This window comes from Novosphingobium sp. LASN5T, from assembly GCF_003856955.1.
GTDB lineage: Bacteria > Pseudomonadota > Alphaproteobacteria > Sphingomonadales > Sphingomonadaceae > Novosphingobium.
Genome location: NZ_RQSI01000017.1, coordinates 62,228 through 84,899 on the forward strand (window position 1 = coordinate 62,228; position 22,672 = coordinate 84,899).

26 protein-coding genes are annotated in these 22,672 nt (G+C 67.0%); 9 read left to right on the top strand and 17 right to left on the bottom strand.

Annotated elements, in window-relative coordinates; genetic code table 11:
* Positions 1-262: 262 nt before the first annotated feature.
* Positions 263-1,009: a hypothetical protein gene (locus EH199_RS12925; protein WP_124809701.1), complete on the bottom strand. Its 747-nt coding sequence runs from the start codon at positions 1,007-1,009 to the stop codon at positions 263-265.
* 93 nt (positions 1,010-1,102) lie between these two features.
* On the opposite strand from EH199_RS12925, the gene EH199_RS12930 reads away from it, so the two are divergent.
* Positions 1,103-1,795 carry a Fe2+-dependent dioxygenase gene (locus tag EH199_RS12930; RefSeq protein ID WP_124809702.1) on the top strand — a complete coding sequence of 231 codons (693 nt, stop codon included), beginning with the start codon at positions 1,103-1,105 and terminating at the stop codon, positions 1,793-1,795.
* A 179-nt stretch (positions 1,796-1,974) separates the two neighbouring features.
* On the opposite strand, the gene EH199_RS12935 is transcribed toward EH199_RS12930, so the two are convergent.
* The 4 genes from EH199_RS12935 to EH199_RS12950 form a co-directional block, all read right to left on the bottom strand.
* Positions 1,975-2,856, bottom strand: a complete 882-nt coding sequence (locus EH199_RS12935; RefSeq protein WP_124809703.1) for a LysR substrate-binding domain-containing protein — start codon at positions 2,854-2,856, stop codon at positions 1,975-1,977.
* Positions 2,857-3,014: 158 nt separating this feature from the next.
* A complete protein-coding gene (locus EH199_RS12940) occupies positions 3,015-3,956 on the bottom strand; it encodes a hemolysin family protein (protein ID WP_124809704.1) in 942 nt (313 codons plus the stop codon).
* Positions 3,957-3,992: 36 nt separating this feature from the next.
* Complete coding sequence (gene ybeY / locus EH199_RS12945; protein WP_124809705.1) at positions 3,993-4,487, bottom strand: rRNA maturation RNase YbeY; 495 nt, start codon at positions 4,485-4,487, stop codon at positions 3,993-3,995.
* The gene (locus EH199_RS12950) at positions 4,484-5,521 is read right to left on the bottom strand and encodes a PhoH family protein (protein WP_124809706.1); all 1,038 of its coding nucleotides are present in this window, start codon (positions 5,519-5,521) and stop codon (positions 4,484-4,486) included. The genes ybeY and EH199_RS12950 overlap by 4 nt, the downstream gene beginning before the upstream one ends.
* A 271-nt stretch (positions 5,522-5,792) precedes the next feature.
* On the opposite strand from EH199_RS12950, the gene EH199_RS12955 reads away from it, so the two are divergent.
* On the top strand, positions 5,793-6,284 hold the full coding sequence (locus EH199_RS12955) for an RcnB family protein (RefSeq protein WP_124809707.1): 492 nt from the start codon (positions 5,793-5,795) through the stop codon (positions 6,282-6,284).
* A gap of 136 nt (positions 6,285-6,420) precedes the next feature.
* Here the strand turns inward: EH199_RS12955 and EH199_RS12960 are convergent, their stop codons facing one another.
* The 10 genes from EH199_RS12960 to EH199_RS13005 all read right to left on the bottom strand — a co-directional run bounded on the left by EH199_RS12960 (position 6,421) and on the right by EH199_RS13005 (position 12,897).
* Positions 6,421-6,819, bottom strand: coding sequence for a hypothetical protein (locus EH199_RS12960; RefSeq protein ID WP_190287261.1), 399 nt, complete (start codon positions 6,817-6,819; stop codon positions 6,421-6,423).
* Between the two features lie 55 nt (positions 6,820-6,874).
* Positions 6,875-8,197 carry a tRNA (N6-isopentenyl adenosine(37)-C2)-methylthiotransferase MiaB gene (gene miaB, locus EH199_RS12965; protein ID WP_124809709.1) on the bottom strand — a complete coding sequence of 441 codons (1,323 nt, stop codon included), beginning with the start codon at positions 8,195-8,197 and terminating at the stop codon, positions 6,875-6,877.
* 52 nt (positions 8,198-8,249) lie between these two features.
* Entirely contained in the window at positions 8,250-9,032 is a 783-nt protein-coding gene (locus EH199_RS12970) for a lysophospholipid acyltransferase family protein (RefSeq protein WP_370449688.1), read from the bottom strand.
* Positions 9,016-9,438 carry a Fur family transcriptional regulator gene (locus EH199_RS12975; protein ID WP_124809710.1) on the bottom strand — a complete coding sequence of 141 codons (423 nt, stop codon included), beginning with the start codon at positions 9,436-9,438 and terminating at the stop codon, positions 9,016-9,018. Before EH199_RS12975 ends, EH199_RS12970 begins: the two co-directional genes overlap by 17 nt.
* 82 nt (positions 9,439-9,520) lie before the next feature.
* The gene (locus tag EH199_RS12980; RefSeq protein ID WP_124809711.1) at positions 9,521-9,985 is read right to left on the bottom strand and encodes a MucR family transcriptional regulator; all 465 of its coding nucleotides are present in this window, start codon (positions 9,983-9,985) and stop codon (positions 9,521-9,523) included.
* A 161-nt stretch (positions 9,986-10,146) separates the two neighbouring features.
* Positions 10,147-10,617 (bottom strand): GNAT family N-acetyltransferase, encoded by a 471-nt coding sequence (locus EH199_RS12985; RefSeq protein ID WP_124809712.1) that lies wholly within the window; start codon positions 10,615-10,617, stop codon positions 10,147-10,149.
* Positions 10,614-11,243, bottom strand: a complete 630-nt coding sequence (tsaB, locus tag EH199_RS12990) for a tRNA (adenosine(37)-N6)-threonylcarbamoyltransferase complex dimerization subunit type 1 TsaB (protein ID WP_124809713.1) — start codon at positions 11,241-11,243, stop codon at positions 10,614-10,616. The genes EH199_RS12985 and tsaB overlap by 4 nt, the downstream gene beginning before the upstream one ends.
* A 27-nt stretch (positions 11,244-11,270) precedes the next feature.
* The gene (locus EH199_RS12995; protein WP_124809714.1) at positions 11,271-11,864 is read right to left on the bottom strand and encodes a malonic semialdehyde reductase; all 594 of its coding nucleotides are present in this window, start codon (positions 11,862-11,864) and stop codon (positions 11,271-11,273) included.
* A gap of 64 nt (positions 11,865-11,928) precedes the next feature.
* Positions 11,929-12,510 carry a NifU family protein gene (locus EH199_RS13000; protein WP_124809715.1) on the bottom strand — a complete coding sequence of 194 codons (582 nt, stop codon included), beginning with the start codon at positions 12,508-12,510 and terminating at the stop codon, positions 11,929-11,931.
* A gap of 87 nt (positions 12,511-12,597) precedes the next feature.
* Entirely contained in the window at positions 12,598-12,897 is a 300-nt protein-coding gene (locus tag EH199_RS13005) for a hypothetical protein (protein WP_124809716.1), read from the bottom strand.
* A gap of 166 nt (positions 12,898-13,063) precedes the next feature.
* Here EH199_RS13005 and EH199_RS13010 point away from each other — a divergent pair, with 166 nt between their 5' ends.
* From EH199_RS13010 to EH199_RS13025, 4 genes are all read left to right on the top strand, one after another.
* Positions 13,064-13,663, top strand: coding sequence for an FKBP-type peptidyl-prolyl cis-trans isomerase (locus EH199_RS13010; RefSeq protein ID WP_124809717.1), 600 nt, complete (start codon positions 13,064-13,066; stop codon positions 13,661-13,663).
* Between the two features lie 70 nt (positions 13,664-13,733).
* Positions 13,734-16,637 carry a pitrilysin family protein gene (locus tag EH199_RS13015; protein ID WP_124809718.1) on the top strand — a complete coding sequence of 968 codons (2,904 nt, stop codon included), beginning with the start codon at positions 13,734-13,736 and terminating at the stop codon, positions 16,635-16,637.
* Between the two features lie 104 nt (positions 16,638-16,741).
* The gene (locus tag EH199_RS13020; protein ID WP_124809719.1) at positions 16,742-18,115 is read left to right on the top strand and encodes a class II 3-deoxy-7-phosphoheptulonate synthase; all 1,374 of its coding nucleotides are present in this window, start codon (positions 16,742-16,744) and stop codon (positions 18,113-18,115) included.
* Between the two features lie 16 nt (positions 18,116-18,131).
* The gene (locus EH199_RS13025; protein ID WP_190287262.1) at positions 18,132-18,902 is read left to right on the top strand and encodes a HesA/MoeB/ThiF family protein; all 771 of its coding nucleotides are present in this window, start codon (positions 18,132-18,134) and stop codon (positions 18,900-18,902) included.
* Positions 18,903-19,027: 125 nt separating this feature from the next.
* Here EH199_RS13025 and EH199_RS13030 read toward each other — a convergent pair whose 3' ends face one another.
* Together EH199_RS13030 and EH199_RS13035 are read right to left on the bottom strand one after the other, a co-directional pair.
* Complete coding sequence (locus EH199_RS13030; RefSeq protein ID WP_124809720.1) at positions 19,028-19,726, bottom strand: NAD-dependent deacylase; 699 nt, start codon at positions 19,724-19,726, stop codon at positions 19,028-19,030.
* 8 nt (positions 19,727-19,734) lie between these two features.
* Positions 19,735-20,184 (bottom strand): hypothetical protein, encoded by a 450-nt coding sequence (locus EH199_RS13035; RefSeq protein WP_124809721.1) that lies wholly within the window; start codon positions 20,182-20,184, stop codon positions 19,735-19,737.
* 508 nt (positions 20,185-20,692) lie between these two features.
* On the opposite strand from EH199_RS13035, the gene dapB reads away from it, so the two are divergent.
* Genes dapB through EH199_RS13050 form a run of 3 tightly spaced genes read left to right on the top strand, consistent with a single transcriptional unit; the run spans position 20,693 to position 22,568 of the window.
* Positions 20,693-21,421: a 4-hydroxy-tetrahydrodipicolinate reductase gene (dapB, locus tag EH199_RS13040; RefSeq protein ID WP_124809722.1), complete on the top strand. Its 729-nt coding sequence runs from the start codon at positions 20,693-20,695 to the stop codon at positions 21,419-21,421.
* Positions 21,418-22,128 carry an endonuclease III gene (gene nth, locus EH199_RS13045; RefSeq protein ID WP_124809723.1) on the top strand — a complete coding sequence of 237 codons (711 nt, stop codon included), beginning with the start codon at positions 21,418-21,420 and terminating at the stop codon, positions 22,126-22,128. The genes dapB and nth overlap by 4 nt, the downstream gene beginning before the upstream one ends.
* The gene (locus EH199_RS13050; protein ID WP_124809724.1) at positions 22,125-22,568 is read left to right on the top strand and encodes a hypothetical protein; all 444 of its coding nucleotides are present in this window, start codon (positions 22,125-22,127) and stop codon (positions 22,566-22,568) included. Before nth ends, EH199_RS13050 begins: the two co-directional genes overlap by 4 nt.
* Positions 22,569-22,672 lie beyond the last annotated feature (104 nt).

A 22,672-nucleotide genomic window follows, 5' to 3' on the forward strand; every position in this document is an offset into this window, starting at 1 on the left:
AAACATAAACGCCAAAAAAAGAGGCCACGGCGCTCGGGGGGGAGGCACCGTGGCCTGGACGGCCCGGTCGTCGACGTGAGGCGCCGCGGGGGCGCGGGACGGGCCTTCGGGTATCGGGCGAAGCCCCGGGGCGGTCCGCGTGCAATCCGCGCCCGGAGACCGTTTTCGCCGGTTCCGTCGGGGCACTATTGCCGCTGTCCGCGCTTGCGCAAAGCGGGGAACGGCCCGTTCCGGACTGTCCCGCCGCGCGCGCCTGATTCCGCTAGAGAAAGTTGTTGGGCCAGATCATCGTGCGCCACATGTGCGCGGTGGGGCTGGCGTCGAAGCCGAGTCCTTCCTCCGGCTCGCGGAAATGGCGGCCGATCACGTCGGTCAGTTCGTCGGGATCGACCGGCGGGAAATCGTCGAAGAAATAGGTGTCGTAAAGCGTGACCTGCCGCGCGGTGCCGTACCATTTGTGGCCGCGCGCATAGTCGGCATCGCGCTGGAGGTATTCGGGCATCGCGTAATCCGGGCCGAAGAACCGATCGTAGCTTTCGGGGTAGGTATAGCCCACGCTTTCGTCCGACACGTAGCGCAGCGCCTGATGATATTTCACGGCGAAAGCCACTTCCTCGCTGACATAGGGCGCGACGAGCTGCGCGCTCCAGTAGCCGTGATCGGCGCGGATCAGGCAGCCGTTGGAAATGTCGTGCAGCAGGCAGGCGATCACGACCTTTTCGTCCTGCCCGTCGTCCAGCGCGCGCTTGGCGCTGACCAGCAGGTGCCGCACGGTGATGTCGCCAAAGCGGCAGCGGAAGAAATCGAGCAGGCGCGGGCGTTCGGGCATCCGTGGCAGCGCGGGGTTGTCGCCCATCATGAACACCGTCTTCGGGTTGAGCCGCTTGAGCAGCTCGGCCTCGTTGTCGACGAAGTCGGTGCCTTTCCAGCCCACCGGCGAGGGATAGATCATCCGTTCGCGCCCTTCCTGCGGCCAGGGGCGGGGATCGGTGAAATCGGCATCGGCCATCGCGGCAATCTCCTGCTGGCACTGGGGGGCACGGTTCCTCTATGCTGGCCTCTATGCTGGTTCGCCATCCATGGCGATGCCGAAGGACACGCGATGCTGACGATCATCCCCCAGGTTCTGCCCCGTGACGAGGCGCTGGCGCTGGGCCGGACGCTCGCCGCGGCCGACTGGGTGGACGGCAGCGTGACCAGCGGCCCGGCGGCGGCACGGGTCAAGCGCAACCGCCAGTTGCCCGAGGATGGCGAGGCCGCCCGAACCGCGCGCCAGCGCGTGCAGCAGGCGCTGTCGGCCTCCGCGCTGTTCCTGTCGGCGGCCTTGCCCAAGGCGATCTACCCGCCGCTGTTCAACCGCTATGGCCCCGGCGAGCAGTATGGCGACCATGTCGACAACGCGCTGCGGATCGATCCCGCCACCGGCGCGCGGCTGCGCACCGATCTTTCGGCGACGCTGTTCCTGTCCGAGGACTACGACGGCGGCGAGCTGGCCATCGCCGGCGATTTCGGCCGCATGGCCTACAAGCTCGCCGCCGGCGACATGGTGCTCTACCCGGCGACCAGCCTGCACCGGGTGAACGAAGTGACGCGCGGCGAGCGCCTCTGCGCCTTCTTCTGGGTGGAATCGCTGGTGCGCGATGGTGCCGCGCGCGAGGCGCTGTTCGATCTCGACCAGACCATCCAGGCGCTCAACGCGCGCCAGAGTGCGAGTGGGGGCGGGGGTGGCGGCGATCCGCAGGCGCTGCGGCTGACCAGGGTCTATCACAACCTGGTGCGCCGCTGGGCGGGGTAGAAAGTCCTGAAATCGTTGGGACATGGATGGAGGCAAACGCGTCTCCCCTCCCCTTCAGGGGAGGGGCCGGGGGTGGGGTCTTTCCTCCCGTTCAACGTTTCGCGTAAGGCGAGACCCCACCCCAACCCCTCCCCTGAAGGGGAGGGGCTTCTCTCGCCTCCATCAACATCGGAACGGCTCTACAGCCCCGCCTTGATCAGCCAGTCGTGGAACAGCCGCACGGGCCGCGATTGCAGCGCGCGGGGGCGGCAGACGAACCAGTAGCTGTAGGGGCTGTCCACCTCGATATTGTAGAGCTGGGCGAGGCGCGGATCGTGCGACCGGTTGTAGTGGTCGTCGTGCATGATCGCGATGCCAAGGCCCTGCGCCGCGGCTTCGAGGATCAGCTGGCCCGAATCGAAGTGATCCACCGCCGCCGGCTCCAGCCGTTCGAGATGGAGCGCGCGCTTCCACGCCTCGAAGCTGGCGGGCAGATCGTTGTGGACCAGGAAGGTCTGCTTCGAAAGCTTGGCGATGTCGGGCCGTTCGCCCAGCTCCGCCGCCAGTTCCTTCGAGGTGATGGCGTGGACGCGGTTGTGATCGAGCCGCACCGAATGGAGCGTGCCGTCCGGCCCCTCGCTCAGCACGATGGCCGCGTCGATGGTATCGCCCAGCTTGGTTTCGGCGGCGTGCGAGCTGTCGATGTCGATATGCAGCTGCGGGTGCAGTTTGCGCAACTCGCCCAGGCGCGGGAACAGGCGCTGGCTGCCGAACAGCGGCAGCACGCCGAGCCGCAACCGCATGACCTTGCCGGTATCGACCAGCCGGTCGATGCGGTCGGTCATCTCGTCCATCAGCGGGGCGACCGCGTCGTAGAGATGCTGGCCTTCCTCGGTCAGCTTGAGCATCTGGTGCTTGCGTTCGAACAGCGCCTTGCCGACGAAATCCTCCAGCGCGCCCAGCCGGCGCGAGAGGGCCGACGGGCTGAGCGCCAGTTCGGCGGCGGCGGTCTTGGCCGAGCCGGCGCGCACGACGCGAATGAACGCTTCGAGCGAACGCAGCGGAGGCAGGCGGCGGATCATCGGTATCTTCGTTCCCGGACTTCAGTTGCGTTGCATTCCGTGCGGGCCGGACGCGATCCGCATCCTCCCACAGTGCCATTCCCGTCAGAGCGGAGCAATCCGCCGGGTGGCGTATTCCCTTCCGGACAGGTGCCGGCCCGTGCCGGACCCGATCCGACCTAGTCCTCTTCCCCGTCCTCTTGCGTGCGCGGCGCGTGGAGCCGCAGGCGCGTGAGGCGGCGCTCGTCTCCGCCGGTCACCTCGATCCGCCAGCCGCTGCCGTGTTCCAGCACGCGCCCGACGGGCGGGACTTCCCCGGCGAGGACGACCGCGAGGCCGCCCAGCGTATCGACGTCTTCTTCCACTTCGGCAAGCCGGGGATCGACGATTTCCGCTACGTCATCCAGTTCCGCGCGGGCATCGGCGTCCCAGGTATCGGGATCGAGCCGCTTGAGCAGTTCCTCCGGCGCATCGTCGTGCTCGTCCTCGATCTCGCCGACGATTTCTTCGACCAGATCCTCGATCGTGATGATGCCGTCGGTGCCGGAATATTCGTCGATCACCACGGCCAGGTGCGTGCGGCTGGCGCGCATGTCGGCCAGCACGTCGAGCGCGCCGCGCGCCTGCGGCACGAACAGCGGCTGGCGCATCAGGCCGGCCCAGTCCTTGGGCGCGGGCTTGCCGGAAAGGGCGATGCCGGCGACGATGCCGAACACGTCCTTCACGTGGACCATGCCCACGATCTCGTCGAGCGAATCGCCATAGACCGGCAGGCGGCTGTGGCCGTGTTCGGCGAAGGCGCCGACCAGCTCCTCGAACGTGGCAGAGGCGGGCACGGCGATGATCTGGCCGCGCGGAATGGCGACGTCATCGGCATCGTGTTCGCTGAAATGGAGCAGGTTCTTCAGCATCTGGCGTTCGAGCGCCACCAGATCGCCGTCCGAACCGCCGGGCGAGCCATGTTCGCCCTCGTGCTCCTCGATCGCTTCCTCGATCTGCGCACGCAGCGACTGGTCCTGGTCCGGCCCCTTGAAGAAAGCCCTGATCGCGCGCCACAGCGCGCCGTTACTGTCCCCTTCGCCCGAGCGACTGTCGCCGCCGGACCCGTTGCCCTCGGGCACTGGTCTGCACTCCCCTGTTACGCGAACCGTTCGCTGTCAGCGGTCCGCATATGGGTCCGCGATACCCAGCATGGCAAGCGCCTTCCGTTCCAGATTCTCCATTTCCTCCGCCTCGCCCTCGCCCAGCTCGTGATCGTGGCCCGCCAGATGGAGCAGGCCGTGGATGACGAGGTGGGTGGCGTGGTGCTCCACCGGCACGCCCTTTTCCGCCGCTTCGCGCCGGCACACGCCATGCGCCAGGATCAGATCGCCCAGCATTTCGGGCGCGTCGGCGCTGGCCGCCAGCACTTCGGCGCGGGCGAGCATCGGGAACGACAGGACGTTGGTGGGCTTGTCCTTGGCGCGCCATTGCTTGTTGAGCGCATGGACCTCGTCGTCGTCCGCCAGGACCAGGCTGACGATCAGGTTGTCGCGCGCGAGCTCCGGCGCGGCGCGCGCCGCGGCCTCGGCCGCGCGGTTGGCCAGCGCTTCCCAGTCGGTGTCCTGCCCCCAGACCGGATCGATATCGATTTCGAGCGTGGGGGCGCTCACGCGTCCTTCCCTTCGTAGGCCTCGACGATGCGGCCCACGATCGGATGGCGGACCACGTCGGCGCTGCTGAAGCGGACCACGCCGATGCCGTCCACGCCTTCCAGCCGCTGCACCGCGTCCGCCAGCCCGCTGGCGTTGGTGCCGCCGGGCAGGTCGACCTGCTTCGGATCGCCGCAGATCACCATGCGGCTGTTCTGGCCGAAGCGGGTGAGGAACATCTTCATCTGCGCCGGCGTGGTATTCTGCGCCTCGTCCAGGATGACGAAGGCATCGGCCAGCGTGCGGCCGCGCATGAAGGCGATCGGCGCGATCTCGATCTCGCCCGAGGCCATGCGGCGTTCGACCTGTTCGGGCGGCATGCAGTCGTAGAGCGCGTCGTAGAGCGGGCGGAGATAGGGATCGACCTTCTCCTTCATGTCGCCGGGCAGGAAGCCCAGCCGCTCGCCCGCCTCGACCGCCGGGCGCGACAGGATCAGCCGCTGGACGCTGCCCGAAATGAGCTGCGCCACCGCCTGCGCCACCGCGAGGTAGGTCTTGCCGGTGCCCGCCGGGCCGAGCGCGAAGATCACATCGTCGCGCACCAGCGCCTTCATGTATTCGATCTGGGTGACCGAGCGCGGCGCGATGGTTTTCTTGCGGGTGCGGATCAGGATCGGCGGCGGCGCGCCGGGCGTGCCGGTGATGATCCCGTCCAGCGTCGGCTCGTTGCTCATCGCGATCAGCGCCTCGACCGCGCCGGCGTCCATGTCCTGCCCGGTGAGCAGGCGCTGGTGCATCGCCTTCAGCACATCGCGCGCGCGGGCCACCGCATCTTCCGGCCCTTCGATCAGCACGCGGTTGCCGCGCGCCGAAATATAGACGCCGAGCCGATTTTCGATCTGGACGAGATTGGTGTCGAACTGGCCGAACAGGGCGCCAAGCACGGTCTGTTCGTCGAATTCGACTTCCACCCGGGCGCGCCTGTTGTGGTCGGGCCGGCTGGCTTCGGGGCGATGCTGCGCCTCATCATGGGCACGATGCAGTTTGCGGGCCATGCGCTCCTTTCATGCGGGCCGCGTCTGCGGCCGTGGATTCAAGATAGATCGCCCGGGGCGCGGCGCAAGCGGGACGGGGCGCTATCACACGGCTTTTGTCGGGGAAAACCGGGCGCTCGTCGCAGGGTGCTGAAACAAAGGGATTCCTTTCGCGTTGCTGACAGCAGGGTTCCGCACCGGTTCACCCGAATCGGACAATAAGCGGTGCAGATGTCCGGCCCCGGTCCTTCGCGGAAATCCCGGCCGGACCATCCGTTGAAGGAGACGAACGATGCGCAAGATCATGATGGCCGCGCTGGCCGCCAGCGCCCTGGCTTCCGCCGTGGCCCCCACCGCCGCCAGCGCGCAGAGCGCGCGCGAACTGCATCACGATCGCCGCGAAATGCAGCGCGACCGCGCCGAGATCCGCCACGACATGCGCCGGGGCGATCACCGCGAGGCGCGCGAGGATCGCCGCGAATATCGCGAAGACCGCCGCGAATACCGCGAGGACTGGCGCGATTATCGCCGCGCCCATGGCGACGTCTATCGCCGGGGCGGGTACTACGGTCCGCGCGGCTATGCCTATCGCCCGGTCCGTCCCGGCTACCGCTTCGCCGCGCCCTATTACGCGCAGCGCTACTGGATCAACGACCCCTGGGCCTATCGCCTTACCCCGCCGCGCTACGGCTACCAGCGCTGGGTGCGTTACGGTAACGACGTGGTGCTGATCGACACGCGCAGCGGCGTAACGTTACAGGTGATCGGCAGCTTCTTCCTGTAAGAAAAACAGTGGTTTACGGGGGTTTGTCCTGTAGAGGGCGGCCCCCGGATGTCCTGTATTTTCCCGGGCGCTAGCCCGCGAACGCGGCGGTTGTCCGCAACCTCAGGTCTAGAGTAGGCTCTCCGGAAACGCCCCGTTAGCGGAAGTAGTCCAGTAGCCACAACGCTACGCCGCAGACCGTCAAAAATGCGCCCTTGATACGCCATCTGCTGTCAGTGGGAGGCAAGGGATAGGCATCGATTGATCTTCCCTCTTCGAAATATCGTTCGGGAGCCCCTGCCGCGAGTTCCTGCTTTCTTGATCTGATTTTAGCTTCGGCAGCCAAGCGCTTCTTTCGAGGGAAGATGAGCATCTGTATCCCGGAGAACAGGCAAAAGCCGCCGACAATCAGAAATTGCAAATGCACAGCTTCCTCCGCCTCTGAAGAGTAGCTTAGCACGCGGCTTTCGATCTGCGAAACCCGCTCGTCCTGAGCCGGTCGAAGGACGCGCGCGGTGCTGGCCTCGCACGGAAAGCCACTCCAAGATCTGACCAAATCGCGCGTCCTTCGACAGGCTCAGGACGAACGGGTATGGGTTTGGCGCTCCCCTTTACCCTACCGGCTGCCCCGCCAGCGAGTTCGGCCCCGCCTCCACCAGATCGACCTCCACCAGATCGCCGATCGCGGCATCGCCGGTGAAGTGGACCGACTGGAGCCAGGGCGACTTGCCCAGCCATTGCCCCGGATGCTTGCCCCGGCGTTCGACCAGCACCGTGCAGCGCCGGCCGACGCTGGCCCGGTTGAACGCGAGTTGATCGCGGTTGAGCGCGGCCTGGAGGCGCTGGAGCCTCTCGTCCATTACCTCGGCCGGGACATGATCCTCCATCGTCGCGGCGGGCGTGCCGGGGCGGGGGGAATACTTGAAGCTGAACGCCTGAGCATAGCCGACGGCATCGACGATGCGCAGCGTGTCTTCGAACTCGGCGTCGGTCTCGCCGGGGAAACCGACGATGAAATCGCCCGAGAGCGCGATGTCCGGCCGCGCCGCGCGCACGCGTTCGAGCAGGCGCAGGTAGCTTTCGGCGGTATGGCTGCGATTCATTGCCTTCAGCACGCGGTCGTTGCCCGATTGCACGGGCAGGTGCAGGAACGGCATCAGCTTGGCGTTGGTGCCGTGCGCTGCGATCAGCGCCTCGTCCATGTCGGCCGGGTGGCTGGTGGTGTAGCGGATGCGCGCCAGATCGGGGATCGCGGCGAGTTCGGCGGCAAGGCCGGCCAGCCCCGTGGCGCGGCCTTTCGCGTCCTCGCCCGCCCAGGCGTTGACGTTCTGGCCCAGCAGCGTGATTTCGCGCGCGCCGCCTTCGACCAGCAGCTTCGCTTCTTCGACCAGATCGGCGAAGGGCCGGCTGATTTCCGCGCCGCGCGTATAGGGCACCACGCAATAGGTGCAGAACTTGTCGCAGCCTTCCTGCACGGTCAGGAACGCGCTGGGGCCGGAGCGGCGGCGGCGCGGCAGCGCGGCGAACTTGGCTTCGGCCGGCATGTCGGTTTCGGTGGCGCGCTTGCCGGCGGCGGCTTCGGCGACCATTTCGGGCAGGCGGTGGTAGGCCTGCGGGCCGACCACGACCCGGACCGAGGGCGCGCGCGCCATGATCTCCTCGCCCTCCGCCTGGGCGACGCAGCCGGCCACCGCGATCAGCGGCGAGGAACCGTCCTCGCGCCGCAGGCGGCCGATGTCCGAATAGACCTTTTCGGTAGCCTTTTCGCGGATGTGGCAGGTGTTGAGCACGACGAGATCGGCATCGTCGCGCGCGTCGGCGGGCGTCATGCCCTGCGCCGCGAGCAGTTCGGCCATGCGTTCGCCGTCATAGACGTTCATCTGGCAGCCGAAGCTCTTGACGTGGAAGGTCCGGGGGGAGGTGGGGGAAGCCATGGCGCCGGCCGATACGGGAATTTCGGGCTTTTGGAAACCGTGCCGCGTCTATTCAGTGGGCCATGGCCGCGGCGATGGCTGTGGCGATGCGCGCGCGTGCCTGCGCCGCGATGGTCTTGCGCGAGGCGGTTTCGGCTTCGGTCAGCACCGGCAGGAAATGCAGCGTGACCGGGATCGGCTGCCGCCGCGCGAGAATCTTCAGGAAATTGTCGACGCCATGTTCGTCGCCCACCCAGGCGATCGCGGCGGCTTCGGGGCCGTAATCGATCCACACCGGCTGGACCACGATGCCCGGCGGCACCGGATCGATCGCGGAGAGCAGCGAGGACTTGAACGGCAGCATCCCGGTGCCGTCGCTGGTGGTGCCTTCGGGAAAGATCGCCAGCGCGCCGGTATCGCTCAGCGCCGCCCGCACATGCGCGACCTGCGCCTGCACGCTGGTGCGGTCATGCCGGGCGACGAAGACCGTATCGTTCATCTCGCACAGCCACTTGAGCAGCCCGTGCCCGGCCAGCCCGCTGTGCGCCACGAAGGCGGTGCCGGTGGCGCCCGACAGCACCGGGATGTCGAGCCAGCTGACGTGGTTGGCGACGAGGAACGCGCCGCGCCGCGCCGGCGTTCCCGCCAGCCGCCGCCGCACCCCGGCGATCCGCGCGATTCCGCCCAGGAACCGGCGCGGCCAGGGATTGTCGCGCCGCCGCGCGATGCGCCAGGCATAGTAGAGCGGCACGCAGGCGAGCAGCAGCGCCACCATGGCGAGCAGGCGCGCGAGGATGCGCAGACGGCCGCCCAGCGGAATGCCCGCCGGGTGCGGCAGTTCAAGCGTCGCGTTCAAGCCGCACGCCGTAGAGCTCCATGCGGTGATCGACCAGGCGATAGCCCAGCTTTTCGGCGATCTGCCGCTGGAGCGCTTCGAGTTCGGGATCGACGAATTCGATGACCTTGCCGGTCTCCACGTCGATCAGGTGATCGTGGTGCGCTTCGGGCGTGGCCTCGTAGCGCGCGCGGCCGTCGCCGAAATCGTGCCGGTCGAGAATGCCGGCCTCCTCGAACAGCCGCACGGTGCGATAGACCGTGGCGATCGAGATGCGGGAATCGATGGCGGCGGCGCGTTCGTGCAGTTTTTCGACGTCGGGGTGATCCTCGCTTTCCGACAGGACGCGCGCGATCACGCGCCGCTGGTCGGTGATGCGCAGGCCCCGTTCCGCGCAGAGAGCTTCGATGTCGATCGGTTGGTGCACGTGTTACCCGGATAAGAATGCAATTGGCCCGCCGATCATAGACCGGCGGGCCAATTCTTCAACCTGCGAAGACGCGGCGGGTTCAGGACGCCGCGGCGGCCTTGGCGCGGCCACGCTTGGGCGCGGCAGGGGCCGGCGTGGCGGGCTTGCGGCCCAGGCCGATCTTCTTGGCCAGTTCGCGGCGCTTTTCGGCATAGGCCGGCGCGACCATGGGATAGTCGGCGGGCAGGTTCCAGCGCGCGCGGTACTGTTCCGGCGTCATGTTGTAGCGCGTGGCGAGGTGGCGCTTGAGCATTTTCAGCTTCTTGCCGTCTTCCAGGCAGACGATGTGATCGTTCTTGACCGACGCGCGGATCGAAACCGCCGGCTCGGGCGCGGGTTCGGGAGCGGGTTCGCCGGGGTTCAGGCCCGCGAGCGCCGAATAGACGTTCGAGATCAGCGTGGGCAGATCGCCAACCGAGACACTGTTGTTGCTGACGTGCGCGGCAACAATGTCCGATGTGAGCGTGATCAGCGTTTCACGCATGTCGTTTTCGATTTCACTCATTTCTATGTCGACCTTCTGAGTTTTCTGGTTTTGCGTATTTTGATATGGTTGTCCCAGGGACCATATAGGATCAATTCCTATAGAACCATTCGTTTTCAAGACAACGCATTGTTACATGAAAGGCCGCAATATGAATGATTTTTCATGCCGGCCGTATTGCCTCAGTCCAATACGAGTTCCTGACTGATCGCATCGAGCCGTTCGCCGCCCGGCGTCCGGTAATAGGCGCGCCGGATGCCCACCGGGGTAAATCCATGCGCGGTGTAGAGATGCATCGCGGGATTGCCATGCCGCATCTCGAGAAAGACGCGTTTGATCCCGTTCGCGCGTGCTTCGTCGATGAACCGCGACAAAAGGCGGTGGCCAAGTCCCCGTCGGCGGTATTCGGGAGCGATCGCGAAAAGCAGAAGTTCTTCTTCGTCCAGAATACTGCGGCCGAGGAAGAAGCCGGCGGTTTCGTCACCCGGTTCGACGGCGGAACCGCCGTCGGCTGCGATCAGGCCGTAGCGGCAGCGGCCGAGCAGCAGCGCGTCGGCCACCTGCCGGCGGTTCCAGGCTTCGCCGTATTCGGGCGGAAACGCCCGCTCCATGACGCTGATGATCCGGTCGAGATCGTCTTCGGGCGCGATCATCGCGGTTGGGGCAGCTTCGCGTCGGGCGCGCGGCCATAGCGGGGGGCGGGATCGGCGGCGATCGCCTGTTCGGGGAGCAGCGCGAAGGCGCGCGCATCCGGCCGCAGCACCAGGGCGAGAGGCGCCGCGCCGGTTTCCCCACGCCGCGCCGCCACCGCTTCGGCCTGGCTGCCCGCGACCAGCGGCGCGGCCGAGCGGGCCACGGCGTCCTCGGGCGCGAGCGAGAGCACCGGTTCGGTCGGCCGGCCGGCCGCGTCGAAGGACTGGAAGAACCATTCGCCGTGCCCGCCGGTCATCACCACATCGATGGCGGCCTGCGGATGATCGCGCCGCGCCATGGCGGCGACCAGCGCCAGGCTTTCGAAGCCTTCGATCCGCGCGCCCCACGCCAGCGCCAGCGCGCGCGCGGCGGCAAGACCGACGCGGATTCCGGTGAAGCTGCCGGGGCCGCAATCCACCGCGATCGCATCGGCGCGGCCCTTCCCGGGCAGCGCGGCGATCATCGGCACCAGCCGTTCGGCGTGGCCGCGCCCCAGCGCGAGGCATTCGCCCGCGATCAGGTCATCCCCGTCGAACAGCGCGACCGAGCAATCTTCCGTCGCGCTGTCGATGACGAGACGTCTCATAGGGTTGGTCCGCCGGTCAGGCGCCGGTCAGGCGATCGTGTTGAACGTCCCGAAATCCGGGCGCGGGCTGCGCTCGAAGATCGTGGCGGGATCGCCATAGCCCAGCGTGGAGATGAAGTTGGACTTCACGCGCGGCGTATCGGCGAAGAACGCGGCGTCGACGGCGGCGTTGTCGAAGCCCGACATCGGCCCGGTATCCAGGCCCAGCGCGCGCGCGGCAAGGATGAAATAGCCGCCCTGCAGCGTGGAATTGCGCATCGCCGAAATCTGGCGCAGCGGCTCGTTGCCGTCGAACCAGCTTTTCGCGTCGGTGTGGGGGAACAGCCAGGGCAACTGTTCATGGAAATCGAGGTCCATGCCGATGATCACGGTGGCCGGGGCCTGCCGGATCTTGTCGGGATTGGCGCCGCCGGCCAGCGCCGCGAGCTTTTCCTTGGCTTCCGGCGTGACGCACCAGACCAGCCGCGCGGGCATCTGGTTGGCCGAGGTCGGCCCCATCTTCATCAGGTCCCAGATCGCGTGAAGCTGCGCTTCGGTCACCGGCTTGTCGAGATACCCGTTATAGGTGCGCGCGGTACGGAAAAGCTGATCGAGCGCGGCATCGGCAAGCGGCTGGGACATGAGAACTCCTGGGCGTTGTTCGGGCAGTGGCGGGGTCCAGCCCTGGGGCCGGCAGCCCCCGAAATCAGGCGGCGCGGACTTCGCTGACTTCGGGCACGTAGTGCTTCAGCAGGCTTTCGATGCCGTGCTTGAGCGTGGCCGTGGACGACGGACAGCCCGAGCACGCGCCCTGCATCTGCAAAAAGACCACGCCTTCGCGGAAACCGCGATAGACGATGTCGCCCCCGTCGTTCGCCACCGCCGGGCGGATGCGGGTTTCGATCAGTTCGCGGATCTGCGCCACGACATCGGCGTCGGCCGGATCGTCACCCATGTCCGCTTCCGCCTCCTCGCCGGGAACGACGATGCCGGCGGCGGTGCCGGGCGCGAACAGCGGGGCCTGGCTGACGAAGTGATCGAGCAGCACCGAAAGCACCTGCGGCTTGGCATCCGACCACTGCGATCCCGGCGCGATCGTGACCGAGACGAAATCGCGGCCGAAGAACACGCCGGTCACATCGCCCAGCGTGAACAGCGCCTCGGCCAGCGGCGAAGCGGCGGCTTCCTCTTCGGAGAGGAATTCGCGCGTGCCCGATGGCATGACCTGCTCGCCGGGCAGGAACTTCAGCGTGGCCGGGTTAGGCGTGGTTTCGGTTTCGATGAACATACTTGTGCATGTAGGCGCGCGGCGGAGGGGGTCAAGCCCCGGGCGTGAGGCCGGTGTCCGGTTGGCGGCGAGGTTCCGGCCCTGCGTTCAGGCCGTGACGTTGACGAACTGTCCCGGCGCGACCGTGGCCACGCCGCTGTAGGCCGCGCTGATCGACGACCCTTGCGAGGCCTGAAGCTCGTAATGGATGGACTTCATGCGATCATGCTGCGCCGGATCGGCCGACAGAACGTTGCGATCGGCCTTCTTCGGATCGTTGACGCCGAACGGCCCCGCCGTGGGATTCGCGGGGTCGACGTTCTTCTGGGCCAGCGCCACTTCCGAACAATTGCGGCAGGAAAAGCCATTGACCCAGACCGGAGAACTATAATCGCTGCTGATCGTCATCCGGTCGACTCGCTCCTGCCTTCGCTGTGGGCCTCATGGTTTTCCCATGACGTGGTTAAGCCTTTCTGGCGGGCCATGGTTAAGCAGGTCTTAATCCCGATCCCGATGGTCGATATGCGACAAATCGCGACTGTTCGACGCCAGCCCGTGCCCTTATAGCGACGGCATGAGCACCTTCTCCCGCGCGCCGCGCCCCTCCGCCATTCCTGCTATCGCCGGCCGCGCTTCCGCTGCGCTGGCGGCCCTTGCCCTTGCCGTCGCGCCGGGATTCGCGATGGCGGCGGCCCCCGCCGCGCCGGCGGCCGCGGGGCAGATCATCCCGCTGCCGCTGAACCCCGTGATCCCGGCCAGCCAGCGCGCCTGCGCGCTGAAGACGGCGTCGGGCCTCGGCTATACCGTGCTCAAGCCCGCCGACGGCGCGAAGCCGACCAAGGACGATTTCGTGCTGGTCAACTACATCGGCTACATCGCCGCTACCGGCGCGGTGTTCGATCAGGGGATGCAGGCCGCGTTCCCCGTGGGTGGCGTGATCCCGGGCTTTTCGGAAGGGCTGCAGCTGCTGCCGCAGGGCGCGATCTACCGCCTGTGCGTGCCGTCGGCGCAAGGCTACGGTACGCAGGGCGCGGGCGACATCCCGGCGAACGCCGATCTGGTGTTCCAGGTGGAACTGGTGGACCACAAGTCCGCCGCCGAAGTGGAAGCCATGCGCAAGGCGGCGCAGGCCCAGCAGGGCGCGCCGGGCGCCGCCGCCGCGCCGCAGCCCTGACCGATCGCGCCGGAAACGGGGCCGGTCCTATTCACTGGCCCTTCATCCACGCGCTTCCTATAGAGGCGGGATGACGTCCTTCTCCCGGCGCGCCCGCCATCTCTGCTTGATCCTTCCCGTCCTGCTGCTGACAGGCACCGTCGCCGAGGCGAGGGCCCCGGCCCGCCGCGCGGCCACAGCGGCGAAGCCCGCGCCGAAAGCACCGGTGCCGTGGCTCTATCGCGGCAGCGACGTGCCGCAGGACAAGGAATGGATCTTCGGCGAACTGCCCAACGGGCTGCGCTATGCCGTGCGTCGCAACGGGGTGCCGCCGGGGCAGGTTTCGATCCGCGTGCTGGTCGATGCCGGCTCGCTTTACGAGACCGACAGCCAGCGCGGTTTCGCGCACCTGATCGAGCACCTGACCTTCCGCGATTCGAAGTACCTGAAGTCGGGCGAGGCGGTGCCGACCTGGCAGCGGCTGGGCGCGACGTTCGGCAGCGACACCAATGCCGAGACCACCGCGACGCAGACGGTGTACAAGCTCGACATTCCCGATGCCACGCCGCCCAAGCTGGACGAAACGTTCCGCCTGCTGTCGGGCATGATCACCGCGCCGATCTTCACGCCGCAGGGGGTCAAGACCGAAGTGCCGATCGTGCTCGCCGAAATGCGCGAACGGTCCGGCGCGCAGGCCCGCGCGCTGGACGGCACGCGCGAGCTTTTCTTCAAGGGGCAGCTGCTGGCGGCGCGGTCCCCCATCGGCACGGTGGAGACGCTGCAGGCGGCGACGTCGGAAAGCGTCAAGGCGTTCCACGACAAGTGGTACCGGCCCGACAACGCGGTGATCGTGGTGGCCGGCGATGCCGATCCCCAGGCGCTGATCGCGGAGATCACCCAGTGGTTCGGTCCGTGGCAGGGTACCGGCCCCAAGCCGGCGCAGCCCGATTTCGGCAAGCCGGCGGCGCCCGCCGGGGCCGATCCGAAGAACCCGGTGGGCGATGCGCGCGTGCTGGTGGAGCCGGACCTGCCGCGCATCTTCAACTACGCCATCCTGCGCCCGTGGGTGAAGGTAAACGACACCATCCCCTATAACCAGGGCCTGATGGTCGACCGGCTGGCGATGGCGCTGATCAACCGCCGGCTGGAGGCGAAGGCGCGCGCGGGCGGCAGTTTCCTGGCGGCCTCGGTCGAACAGCAGGACATCTCCCGCTCCACCGACGCCACGATCGTCAACGTCACCCCGCTGGGTGACGACTGGAAGGCGGCGGTGCGCGACGTGCGCGCGGTGATCGCCGATGCGCTGACCACGCCGCCGAGCAAGGAAGAGATCGCGCGCGAGGTCGCCGAGTTCGACGTGGCGTTCAAGGTGCCGGTGGAAACGCAGGAAACGCTCGCCGGATCGAAGCTCGCCGACGATATCGTCAACGCCGTCGACATCCGCGAGACGGTGGCATCGCCCGAAACGGTCTACAACGTGTTCAAGAGCAGCATTCCGCTGTTCACGCCGGCCGCCGTGCTCCAGCACACGCGCACGCTGTTCACCGGCACGGTGGTGCGGCCGGTGCTGATCACGCCATCGGCCAGCGATGCGACCGCCGCCGACTTGCGCACCGCGCTGCTGGCGCCGGTCGATGCCGCCAAGGGCAGCCGCCTGGCCGCCTCCACCATCAAGTTCGCCGACCTGCCGCCGATCGGCACGCCGGGCACGGTGGCTTCGGCGCAGAAGACCGGGATTCTCGAGATCGAGCAGCTCGAACTCTCGAACGGGGTCAAGGTGCTGCTGTGGCCCAACGATGCCGAACCGGGCCGGATCATCATGAAAGTGCGCTTCGGCGGCGGCTATGCCGCGATCGATCCGAAGGACGCGGTCTATGGTCCGCTGGCCGAGGCGGCGCTGATGGACAGCGGCTTCGGCAACCTGAGCCGCGAGGACCTGGACCGGCTGGCGACGGGCCGCAAGCTGAGCCTGAACTTCGATATCGACGATACCGATTTCACGATGACAGCCGATACGCGCCCGGCGGACATGGCCGACCAGCTCTACCTGATGGCGGGCAAGCTGGCCACGCCGCGCTGGGACGCGAACCCGGTGCTGCGCGCCCGCGCAGCGGCACGGTTGCAGTATGAAAGCTATGCCGCTTCGCCCCAGTCGGTGCTGACGCGCGATGCCAACTGGCTGCTCAAGAACCGCGATCCGCGCTATGCCGTGCCGACCCCCGCCGAGCTTGACAAGGCGACGCCCGAGGGCTTCCGCCAGGTGTGGGAACCGCTGCTGAAGCAGGGGCCGATCGAGATCGACATGTTCGGCGATTTCAAGCGCGAGGACGCGATCGCCGCGCTGGAAAAGACCTTCGGCGCGCTGCCGAAGCGCGATCCGGCGCCCGCGTCCACGCTGGCCCCGCACATCCCCGCGCACAACGAGGAACCGCTGGTGCTGACGCACCGCGGCGATGCCAACACCGCCGCCGCGCTGGTCGCCTGGCCGACCGGCGGCGGGCGCGCCGGCGTCCACGAATCGCGCCAGCTCGAACTCCTGGCGCAGATCATCAACAACCGCCTGTTCGACGAGATGCGCGAGAAGATCGGGGCGAGCTATGCGCCGCAGGTGGCCTCGACCTGGCCGCTGGACCTGCCCACCGGTGGGTACCTGGCCGCCACGGTGCAGCTGCGCCCGCAGGACCTGCCCGCGTTCTTCGCCGCCGCCGACAAGATCGCCGCCGATCTGGCCGCGACGCCGCCCGCCGCCGACGAGATCGCGCGCGTGACCGAGCCGCTCAAGCAGCTGATCACGCGGGCCAGCACGGGCAACGGCTTCTACATGTTCCAGCTGGAAGGCGGGGCGACCGAGCCGCAGAAGTTCGCCGACTTGCGCTCGATCCTGTCCGATTACAGCCAGACCACGCCCGAACGGATGCAGGCCATGGCCGCGCGCTATCTGCGCAAGGACCAGAGCTGGCGGCTGGAAGTGGTGCCGGAAAAGAAGGGCCAATAGCGCGCGTCCGCAACGGTGCGGAAAGCGATCACGGTGATCGCAACGGTTCCTTTGCAATTGTCCACAGGGAGGCGTATGGCCCCGCCCCTTGAAAGGAAGGAAACGTGGCAAGCAACTGGACTGCGGATTCATGGCGGGGACAAGAAGCGCGGCACATGCCGGCTTATCCCGATGCCGAAAAGCTGGGCGAGGTCGAGACGACCCTGACGAGCTTTCCGCCGCTGGTCTTTGCGGGCGAAGCACGCGCGCTGAAGGCCGAGCTGGCGAAAGTGGGCGCGGGCAAGGGTTTCCTGCTCCAGGGCGGGGACTGCGCCGAAAGCTTTGCCGAGTTCCATCCGAACACGATTCGCGACACGTTCCGCGTGCTGCTGCAGATGGCGGTGGTGCTGACCTTCGCCAGCAAGCAGCCGGTGGTAAAGGTCGGCCGCATGGCCGGGCAGTTCGCCAAGCCGCGCTCCTCGCCGGTGGAAGCGCAGGGCGGCGTGGAACTGCCGAGCTACCTCGGCGACAACATCAACGGCATTGATTTCACGCCCGAATCGCGGATTCCCGATCCCGACCGGATGCTGCGCGCCTATAGCCAGTCGGCGGCGACGCTGAACCTGCTGCGTGCCTTCGCCGGCGGCGGCTATGCCAACCTGCGCCAGGTCCACCAGTGGACGCTCGATTTCGTCGGCCGCAGCCCGTGGGCGGCGAAGTTCACCGAAATGGCCGACAAGATCGGCGAGGCGCTGGACTTCATGCAGGCCTGCGGCGTCGATCCGTCGAGCGTGCCGCAGCTGCAGGGCACCAGCTTCTACACCAGCCACGAAGCGCTGCTGCTGCAGTACGAACAGGCGATGACGCGGCAGGATTCGCTGACCGGCGACTGGTATGACACCAGCGCGCACATGCTGTGGATCGGCGATCGCACGCGGTTCGACGGCTCCGCGCATGTCGAGTTCCTGCGCGGCGTGGGCAACCCGATCGGCATGAAGTGCGGGCCGAGCCTGGCGCCCGACGCGCTGCTGCGCCTGCTCGACACGCTGAATCCGGCGCGCGAGGCGGGCCGGATCACGCTGATCAGCCGCTTCGGGCACGACAAGGTCGAGGCCGGCCTGCCGGCGCTGGTGCGCGCGGTGAAGCGCGAAGGGCATCCCGTGGTGTGGAGCTGCGATCCGATGCACGGCAACGTGATCAAGGCGGACAACGGCTACAAGACCCGTCCGTTCGACCGTATCCTCTCGGAAGTGAAGGGCTTTTTCGCCGTCCACCGCGCCGAAGGCACCCATGCCGGCGGCATTCACATCGAGATGACCGGCAAGGACGTGACCGAATGCACCGGCGGCGCGATCGCGATCACGCAGGAAGGGCTGGCGGACCGCTATCACACGCATTGCGATCCGCGCCTCAACGCCGGGCAATCGCTGGAACTGGCGTTCCTGCTGGCGGAAATGCTCAACCTGGAACTGGCGGGCAGCAAGGCCGAGGCGGCCTGACCGCCGGGTTCGCGGCATGACGCTGACGCCGGACAGACTGGACCGCTTCGCCCGCCACATCGTTCTGCCCGATGTGGGCGGGGCGGGGCAGGCGAAGCTGGTCCGTTCGCACGTGGTGCTGGTGGGGCTGGGCGGAATCGGCTCGCCCGCGCTGCAATACCTGGCGGGCGCGGGGATCGGGCGCTTCACGCTGATCGACGACGACGCGATCGAGGCATCGAACCTCCAGCGCCAGACGATCTTCACCCCCGCCGCGATCGGGCGGCCGAAAGCGGACGTGGCCGGCGAATGGCTCCAAGCCTTTGATCCGGCAATCAATTTCGACGTGCGCGTGGCGCGGATCGACCGGGGCAACGCGGCGGAACTGATCGCCGGAGCGGACCTCGTGCTCGATGGCTGCGACAACTTTGCCACGCGGCTGGCGGTGTCGGACGCCTGCGTGGCGGCTGGCATTCCGCTGACCAGCGCCGCGCTCGGCCGCTTCCAGGGACAGGTGGCGAACTTCGCCGGCCATCGCGCAGGGCATTCCTGCTACCGCTGCTTCGTGGGCGATGCCTTCGATGCCGAGGACTGCGATTCCTGCGCCGATCTGGGCGTGCTGGGCGCGATGGTGGGCATGATCGGCGCGTTCGGGGCGATGCACGCCCTGCGCGCGCTGCTGGAAGGCGTGGCCTCGCTTGGCGATCCGCAGTGGGGCCAGTTGCACGTGTTCGACGGCCTCAAGCCCTCGCTGCGCGCGATGCGCATCGCGAAAGACCCCGAATGCCGGGGGTGTGGCGGCGTTTAACAGGGTTCGCGCAGAGATCGCGGAGGGCGCGGAGAAGCAGGGCCGAAGGCCAGGTTCAATGCAGGTCGGCTGCGCCGACGCGCTTTCCTCCGCGTCCTCCGCGATCTCTGCGCGAATTAAAACAGTCAGCCCAGCAGTTCGCCCACCCAGGCCGGGACCAGTTCGGTCGCGGGGCCAAGGCGGCTTTCGTCGAACCAGCCGGACCCCTGCGAGCGTTCGAGATTGAGCTCCAGCGTGGCCGCGCCCAGATCGCGCGCGTTGCGGACGAAGCCGGCGGCGGGATAGACCGCGCCCGAAGTCCCGATCGAGACGAACAGGTCCGCCGCGCGCAGCGCGTCGTAAATCTCTTCCATGCGATAGGGCATCTCGCCGAACCACACGATGTCCGGCCGCAGCGCCGGGGTGCCGCACACCGGGCAGGGCGGGCGGTCGATCAGCGGCCCGGTCCAGCGCGAACGCGCGTCGCAGGCGGTGCACCAGGCGTTGAGATGCTCGCCGTGCATGTGGAGCACTCTTCTTGCGCCCCCGCGCTCATGCAGGTCATCCACATTTTGCGTCACGATCAACAGGTTGCCCCGCCATTCCCGGTCCAGCCGCGCGAGCGCGGCGTGGGCGGCATTGGGCTCGCGCGTCTGGATCGCCGCGCGGCGCATGTCGTAGAAGCGCAGCACCAGATCGGGATCGCGCGCGAAGGCTTCGGGCGTGGCAACGTCCTCCACCCGGTGGTTCTCCCACAACCCGCCCGCTCCGCGAAACGTATCGATGCCGCTTTCCGCACTGATGCCCGCACCGGTGAGGATCACGATGTTCTGGATGGCTGCCATAGCGTGAGCTAACCCAGCATTTCCTGTCTCTCGTCCTCCGTGCAAAGGGCAAGTGCTCCAAGTGTGTGCTGCCCTTTGGCATGAGCGATTGTAGCGATTAAACTGCGCACCAGCTTATCCTCCGATGCTTCCGCCAGATCACGCAGGGCCAACGGCAGGACTGATGTCCAAGCAATTGAATACGCTGAAGCCAAAGCCACGGGAGGCATCTCACCTTTCAGAGCTCGCACCTCTTCGATGGTGGCAACGAGCCCATATATGTTCCAATCGGGATGATCCAACGACTCCAACAGATTTACCAAATCAGGGACGGCAGCGAACGATGCCGAGCCCAATTCACCCTGGTGATGAAGGCGCTCCCACAACAGACTGATGACGTTGCTATCCCCCTGCTTCCAGCGTGCGATCAATGGGCGCGGGTCGAAGGGACTGCCATAGGCATCGAGTAGAACGCTCATTTCGTATCTTTGCGCTTTGCCGCGCTCAGATCAACGACAGCTTTGACAGGCTGCCCGTAAGCGCATGATCAGGCTCTAAAGCTCAAATTCATCGGCTCGACCTTTTTATCTACAACTCTGCATAGCGTGTCGACGCGGTGGTTCTCCCACAGCCGGTCGAGGCCAAGAATGGGAGCAATTATGCCCCCTGAATCCAAGATGTAGGCAAAAAATCGATCCGCTTGGATCGTTTATGCGATGAATTGCCGTGATTCGATAAGTGCGATGAAAAGCGTTATAAATCGGCTTGGTTAACAAACCGTCTGCAAGGTTGCCGTCTGTGCAGCGACCCTCGCGGGGCGATGGCTCCGAATAAATATAAGCGATTGATATAATGTATTTTATGTTGGAGGTCAGATTATCTCCGGGTTTCGCAGGCTCGCCGTGCAGATGCCCGCGCCGGGGCGGACGACGATATTGCGCAGTGCGCGCATCGCGCCCATGAAGCTCCGCGCAAACGGGGTGAGCCATGGCCAGAATCGGAATTATCGGCAGTGAAGGACGCATGGGGCAGGCGCTGCGCGCGGCGGTTGCGGCGGCGGGGCATGATCTGGCGGGCGGAATCGACCGGGGCGGCGATGTGCTGGCGCTGGCGCGGGCGAGCGACGTGCTGGTCGATTTCTCGGCTCCGGCGGCGCTCGAAGGCAATCTCGATGCGGCGGTGTCGGCGGGCGTGCCGATCGTGATCGGCACCACGGGGCTGGAGGAACGCCACCATTTCCTGTGCGATGCGGCGGCGGATGCGGTGGCCGTGCTCCAGACCGGCAACACCTCGCTGGGGGTGACGCTGCTCGCCCATCTGGTGCGCGAGGCGGCGAGCCGGCTGGGCGAGGACTGGGACATCGAGATCGTCGAGACGCACCACCGCATGAAAGTGGACGCGCCTTCGGGCACCGCGCTGCTGCTGGGCGAGGCGGCGGCGAAGGGCCGCGCCGTGTCGCTGGCCGAGGAAGCGGTGCGCGGGCGCGATGGCATCACCGGGGCGCGGAAAGCGGGCACGATCGGCTTCGCTTCGCTGCGCGGCGGCACCGTGGCGGGCGACCACACCGTGCATTTCCTGGCCGACAACGAGCGTGTTTCGCTGTCGCATCTCGCGGAAAACAGGGCGATTTTTGCCCGGGGCGCGGTGCACGCGGCGGAATGGCTGATCGGCCGCGCGGCCGGGCGCTACACCATGCCGGAGGTGCTGGGGCTTTGAAGAAGGACGCGATCTTCGAGTTCTTCCGGCGGCTGGCGGAAACCAACCCCGATCCGCAGACCGAGCTGGAGTTCGGCAATACCTATCAGCTGCTGGTGGCGGTGGTGCTTTCGGCGCAGGCGACCGACGTGGGCGTCAACAAGGCCACGCGCGCGCTGTTTCGCGACGTGAAGACGCCGCAGGCGATGATCGATCTGGGCGAAGAAGGGCTGAAGCAGCACGTCAAGACGATCGGCCTGTTCAACGCCAAGGCCAGGAATGTGATCGCGCTGTCCGAAATCCTGGTGCGCGATTACGGCGGCGAGGTTCCGGCCGACCGCGACAAGCTGACCGAACTGCCCGGCGTGGGCCGCAAGACCGCCAATGTCGTGATGAACTGCGCGTTCGGCGCGGAGACGTTCGCCGTCGACACGCATATCTTCCGCGTGGGCAACCGCACCGGGTTGGCGAAGGGCAAGACGCCGCTGGCGGTGGAGAAGCAGCTCGAAAAGAAGGTGCCGCAGCCGTTCCGCGTAGGCGCGCACCACTGGCTGATCCTGCACGGCCGCTATATCTGCAAGGCGCGCACGCCCGAATGCTGGCGCTGCCCGGTGATTGACCTTTGCGCCTACAAGGCGAAAACTCCGGCCAAGGGCGTGAAGCCCGACTCCGCGAAAGCGCCCGCCGCGCGCACGAAAACGCGGGCAAGCAAGGAGAGCACGCCATGAAGCGCACGGGATTTGCCGCCGGCCTGATACTGGCCGCCGCTGCCGCCACCGCGATCGGTGGTTCGATGGGGATGGCCGCCAGTACCCCAAACACCCGCACTACCTCAACCGACGGACACCGGCGCGACGTGCCCGCCGCCACGCCCACCGGCCCGGCGGTCAGTTGCATTCCGCTGGTCGGGATTCGCGAAAGCCAGGTGCGCGACGACTGGACGATCGATTTCCGCACGGCGGGCAACAAGTGGTACCGCAACACGCTGCCCTATCGCTGCAGTTCGCTGGGCTTCGAGCGGGCGTTCAGCTACGCGACCTCGCTGTCGCAGCTGTGCAACACCGACATCATCACCGTGATCGCCACGGGCGGTGGTGGCGGCCCGCGCGGATCGTGCGGGCTGGGCAGTTTCCAGCCGGTGGATCTGGCTAAGAAGTTGAAAAAGTAGGGTTTTTCTGGCGACGGGGCGGGGGCGAGGCCTGGCGCCAGACCCTTCCTGTAACGTCACCTCAGGCGCTTCGTTACGTTACGTTTTGCGCGGTTTGGGGTCTC

Coding starts and splice junctions, on each gene's coding strand:
- EH199_RS12925 (WP_124809701.1), bottom strand. CDS start 1,009: ATGGCCGATGCCGATTTCACCGATCCCCGCCCCTGGCCGCAGGAAGGG.
- EH199_RS12930 (WP_124809702.1), top strand. CDS start 1,103: ATGCTGACGATCATCCCCCAGGTTCTGCCCCGTGACGAGGCGCTGGCG.
- EH199_RS12935 (WP_124809703.1), bottom strand. CDS start 2,856: ATGATCCGCCGCCTGCCTCCGCTGCGTTCGCTCGAAGCGTTCATTCGC.
- EH199_RS12950 (WP_124809706.1), bottom strand. CDS start 5,521: ATGGCCCGCAAACTGCATCGTGCCCATGATGAGGCGCAGCATCGCCCC.
- EH199_RS12955 (WP_124809707.1), top strand. CDS start 5,793: ATGCGCAAGATCATGATGGCCGCGCTGGCCGCCAGCGCCCTGGCTTCC.
- miaB (WP_124809709.1), bottom strand. CDS start 8,197: ATGGCTTCCCCCACCTCCCCCCGGACCTTCCACGTCAAGAGCTTCGGC.
- EH199_RS12980 (WP_124809711.1), bottom strand. CDS start 9,985: ATGAGTGAAATCGAAAACGACATGCGTGAAACGCTGATCACGCTCACA.
- EH199_RS12985 (WP_124809712.1), bottom strand. CDS start 10,617: ATGATCGCGCCCGAAGACGATCTCGACCGGATCATCAGCGTCATGGAG.
- tsaB (WP_124809713.1), bottom strand. CDS start 11,243: ATGAGACGTCTCGTCATCGACAGCGCGACGGAAGATTGCTCGGTCGCG.
- EH199_RS12995 (WP_124809714.1), bottom strand. CDS start 11,864: ATGTCCCAGCCGCTTGCCGATGCCGCGCTCGATCAGCTTTTCCGTACC.
- EH199_RS13000 (WP_124809715.1), bottom strand. CDS start 12,510: ATGTTCATCGAAACCGAAACCACGCCTAACCCGGCCACGCTGAAGTTC.
- EH199_RS13005 (WP_124809716.1), bottom strand. CDS start 12,897: ATGACGATCAGCAGCGATTATAGTTCTCCGGTCTGGGTCAATGGCTTT.
- EH199_RS13010 (WP_124809717.1), top strand. CDS start 13,064: ATGAGCACCTTCTCCCGCGCGCCGCGCCCCTCCGCCATTCCTGCTATC.
- EH199_RS13015 (WP_124809718.1), top strand. CDS start 13,734: ATGACGTCCTTCTCCCGGCGCGCCCGCCATCTCTGCTTGATCCTTCCC.
- EH199_RS13025 (WP_190287262.1), top strand. CDS start 18,132: ATGACGCTGACGCCGGACAGACTGGACCGCTTCGCCCGCCACATCGTT.
- EH199_RS13030 (WP_124809720.1), bottom strand. CDS start 19,726: ATGGCAGCCATCCAGAACATCGTGATCCTCACCGGTGCGGGCATCAGT.
- EH199_RS13035 (WP_124809721.1), bottom strand. CDS start 20,184: ATGAGCGTTCTACTCGATGCCTATGGCAGTCCCTTCGACCCGCGCCCA.
- dapB (WP_124809722.1), top strand. CDS start 20,693: ATGGCCAGAATCGGAATTATCGGCAGTGAAGGACGCATGGGGCAGGCG.
- EH199_RS13050 (WP_124809724.1), top strand. CDS start 22,125: ATGAAGCGCACGGGATTTGCCGCCGGCCTGATACTGGCCGCCGCTGCC.